The organism is Nocardia thailandica NBRC 100428 (genome assembly GCF_000308795.1).
Classification (GTDB): domain Bacteria; phylum Actinomycetota; class Actinomycetes; order Mycobacteriales; family Mycobacteriaceae; genus Nocardia; species Nocardia thailandica.
The window spans coordinates 1-3,731 of record NZ_BAGK01000008.1 but is presented as its reverse complement, the minus strand read 5'-3'; the positions used below and the strand labels follow the sequence as shown (position 1 = coordinate 3,731).

Here is a 3,731-nt window from a genome sequence, read left to right as displayed (position 1 = left end):
CCCCGGACCTCGACGACGGTGGTGCTGCGCACGGAAGCCTCCGGGCGCCGCGCGGCGTTCGTGATCGGCACCCGCACCAGGGCGACCTACTCGCGGCCCGAACAGCCCGCCGGATGCGTCCGCCTCGAACTCGCGCCCGGCGTCACCCGGCAGCTGCTCGGGGTGTCCGCGGGCGAACTCACCGACCGGACCCGCCCGCTGGCCGCGCTGCCCGGACCGTTGGGCGAGCTCGCGGCCGACCTGGACGAGATACCGGCCGCCGACGCGCTCGAGTTCCTGGGCGCGGCCCTGCCGGAACGGGTCTCCGAGACCAGCGGTGAGCGCGCGCGGCGGGAACTACTGGACGCGGCGCTGGCGCTCCTGTCGGGACCGGACGCGCCCGCCGTCCCGGCGGTGGCCGCGGGCCTCGCGGTCAGCGAGCGCCAGCTGCGTAACGTGTTCGGCGCCGGTATCGGGTTGTCGCCCAAGCATTTCGCCCGTATCGACCGCGTCCGCAGGGTGGTCGCGTCGGCGGGGTCGATGCCGTGGTCGCACCTGGCGGTCACCGCCGGCTACTACGACCAGTCCCACCTGACCAGCGACTTCCGCACGATGATGGGCGTGCCACCGCAGGCCTACCTGCGGGGCAGTCTGCCCGCGCCGACCGCCTGCGCGGCGCCGCGTTAAGCGAGCGCCAAGAATTCGGAAATCGTTGGGCGGCAGAGTTCTTCACATCACCCGGCCGAAGGGGACGGGGTCGATGGGAGGGAACGATGAGGATCGTCGGACTGATCGCGGCGGGGATCGCGGCCACCGTCCTGGCAACCGGGGTCGCGCATGCCGACGACACCGACGCGGTCGAATTCACCGACAGCGGCGAGAACCTGCCCGAGGAGGACTTCGGCGGTGACTACGCGATCGACCGCGACAACCCCGGCTCCTGCCTGGTCGTGCAGAACCACACCGGCAAGACCGTCACGCTGCGGCTGAACTACCCGGCCAGCCGGGGATCGTGGAGGTTCGCCCACGACAACGTGGGCGTGCTGACCAGCAACGGGCGGGTCGTGACCTCGCCCAGCGGGCGCTGGCACGTCCGCACCAACCCGCCCATCCGCTACAGCTGGGACTTCGACCGCGGCCTCAACCGCACCCGGGGCTGCAACGGCTCCTGGGTGCTCACCATGAACTGACCGAATGTCCGGGCGGCCCGCCGAAGGGAGGCGGCGGGCCGCCCGGACCGCGCTTTCGGGCGATCCGGGCGCGGGGTCAGGCTTCGGGGGTGCCCTCGGCGGCCTTGCGGGCCAGGCGTTCGGCGGCCTCGGCCTCGTCGAGGGCGTTGGCCTCCTCGAGGGTCGGCGCGCTGCCGCCGAGGCGGGCGGGGACCCAGTACGCGCCGGGCTCGTGCTCGTAGGTCTCCTGGATGCCCGCGAGCAGGGACTGCATGGTGGCGCGGAGCTCGGCGGTCAGGTCGGCGGCGGGCTCGTAGGGTTCGATCGGCTTGCCGACGGCGATGGAGATCGGGGTGTTGGTGCGGCCGAGGCGCTTGGGGAAGCCCTTGGTCCAGATGCGCTGGGCGCCCCAGATCACGACCGGGATGATCGGCACCCCGGCCTCGAGAGCCATGCGCGCCGCGCCGGACTTGAATTCCTTGATCTCGAAGCTGCGACTGATGGTGGCCTCGGGATAGACACCGACCAGCTCGCCTGCCTTCAGGTAGTCGACGGCGGCCAGGTAGGAGTCGGCGCCCGCGGTGCGGTCCACCGGGATGTGTTTGAGCACGCGCATGATCGGACCGGAGACGCTGCTGTCGAACACCTCCTTCTTGGCCATGAAACGGATGTACCGCTTGGGCGTCCGCGCGGGCAGGCCCGCGTAGATGAAGTCCGTGTAGCCGGTGTGGTTGATGGCCACCACGGCCCCACCGGTCGCGGGGATGTTCTCCGCGCCCGTGACAGTGAACTTCAGGCCCTCGAGGAAGAAGAGTGTGCGGGCGAGGCCGATGATCGACCGGTAGACGGGTTCCACAATTCCGCTAGCGTAGTCGCAGATCGCCGCTTCCGGCAGGGTGGCCGCGCCCGGTGGCCCGTGTCGGCGCGGAAGTGGTTCGGCCCCACCGTATCCAGCAGAAAGAGGATCGACGCAGTGCAACGCGCTCGCCTGACTTCGGGTTCGTCCGTCCGGAACGCCGCCCCCCTGTCCGATCCGGCCGGACCGACGTCGCGGCATTCCCGCACGCTGGCCGCGGGCCTGGCCGCGGCGGGCCTGCTGCTCGCCGGCTGCGACTCCGCGGTCGGCATCCCCGGCGACGAACCGGCGGCCACGGCGGCGCAGGCGAGCACCTCCGCGTCGTCCACCGCGCCCGCGCCGCAGCCGATCGCGCCCGGCGAGCCGCACCCGGGCACGCCGTCGACCACCCGCCCCCCGGTGCCCGCCGACGCGCCCGCGATCGGCGCCGTGCCCGGCGTCCCGGCGGCCGCGCCCGCCGTCGCGCGCTGGGCCGCCGACCTCAAGAAGGGCTCGATCACCCAGCTCCAGGCCGCCTGCTGGGAACTGCCGCCGCTGACCGTGGCCGACATGTACGCCGATCCGCAGCCGGTGCTGACCGCGCTGGCCCGCCCCGGCACCGCCGACGAGGACACCGTCACCTGGCGCAACGGGTCGACCGTGGTCACCGTCGACCGCGCGTTCGTGGCGGCCGGCTACGCCTGCGGCCGGGTCTCGGCCACCGGCGCGCCCGCGACGATCACCGAGGCCGACGCCCGGCACGCGGTGCGCCGCTACCTCGCCCGCGCCACCGGCGCCCCGCTCGACCCGGCCGACACCGAGGCGGCGCACCCGCTGACCTGCCGGGGCGCGACCTGGGATCCCGAGGCCACCGGCAGGCCGACCCAGGCGCCGCTGCTCACCAACCCGGGCAAAGCGGGCACCATCACCGCGTTCACGGCGGGCGAGCTCAGTTCCACCGCGCTGGGCAGCGGATATGTGTCGGTGACCGTGCCGGTCACGGTGACCGGAGTCACCAGATCGGAGACCTTCGTCCTCGCCGAGACCCCCGAGGGCTACTGCCTCGGCGACGTCTCTTCCTAACCACTACCCTGGTTGGCTGGTACTGGTCAGGAGGAACAGCTCGTGCAGATCACCAGCGTCGGACACGCCGGCTTCCACATCCGCACCGCAGCCGGGACGATCCTTTGCGATCCCTGGGTCAACCCCGCGTACTTCGCGTCGTGGTTCCCGTTCCCGGACAACACCCAGCTGGACTGGGAGGCGCTCGGCGACGTCGACTACCTGTACGTCTCGCACCTGCACCGTGACCACTTCGACGCCGCGCACCTGGCGAAGTACGTCAACAAGGACGCGACCGTCCTGCTGCCGGACTACCCCGTGCCGGATCTGCGCCGCGAACTGGAGAAGCTGGGCTTCACCCGGTTCTTCGAGACCGAGGACTCCGTCAAGCACACCATCTCGGGCCCCGGTGGCGACCTCGACGTCATGATCGTGGCGCTGCGCGCGCCCGCCGACGGCCCCATCGGCGACTCGGGCATCATCGTCTCCGACGGCGAGACGACCTGCTTCAACATGAACGACGCCCGCCCGGTCGACATGGACGTGGTCTTCGACGCGTTCGGCCACATCGACATCCACCTGCTCCAGTACTCCGGCGCCATCTGGTACCCGATGGTCTACGACATCCCCGCCCGCACCAAGGCCAACTTCGGCAAGCAGAAGCGCCAGCGCGGCATGGACCGGCC

5 protein-coding genes are annotated in these 3,731 nt (G+C 71.8%); 4 read left to right on the top strand and 1 reads right to left on the bottom strand.

Annotation, left to right across the window (positions count from 1 at the left end):
* The coding region (locus tag ON36_RS00460; RefSeq protein WP_043646315.1) for a helix-turn-helix domain-containing protein at positions 1-666 on the top strand (666 nt) is incomplete at its 5' end.
* 86 nt (positions 667-752) lie between these two features.
* The gene (locus ON36_RS00455) at positions 753-1,169 is read left to right on the top strand and encodes a hypothetical protein (protein ID WP_043646311.1); all 417 of its coding nucleotides are present in this window, start codon (positions 753-755) and stop codon (positions 1,167-1,169) included.
* A 76-nt stretch (positions 1,170-1,245) separates the two neighbouring features.
* Here the strand turns inward: ON36_RS00455 and ON36_RS00450 are convergent, their stop codons facing one another.
* Positions 1,246-2,004: a lysophospholipid acyltransferase family protein gene (locus tag ON36_RS00450; protein ID WP_043646308.1), complete on the bottom strand. Its 759-nt coding sequence runs from the start codon at positions 2,002-2,004 to the stop codon at positions 1,246-1,248.
* 117 nt (positions 2,005-2,121) lie between these two features.
* Here ON36_RS00450 and ON36_RS00445 point away from each other — a divergent pair, with 117 nt between their 5' ends.
* Together ON36_RS00445 and ON36_RS00440 are read left to right on the top strand one after the other, a co-directional pair.
* Complete coding sequence (locus ON36_RS00445) at positions 2,122-3,066, top strand: hypothetical protein (protein ID WP_245557791.1); 945 nt, start codon at positions 2,122-2,124, stop codon at positions 3,064-3,066.
* Positions 3,067-3,108: 42 nt separating this feature from the next.
* Positions 3,109-3,731, top strand: a 623-nt coding sequence (locus tag ON36_RS00440; protein ID WP_043646305.1) for an MBL fold metallo-hydrolase, incomplete at its 3' end; no start/stop codon positions are given.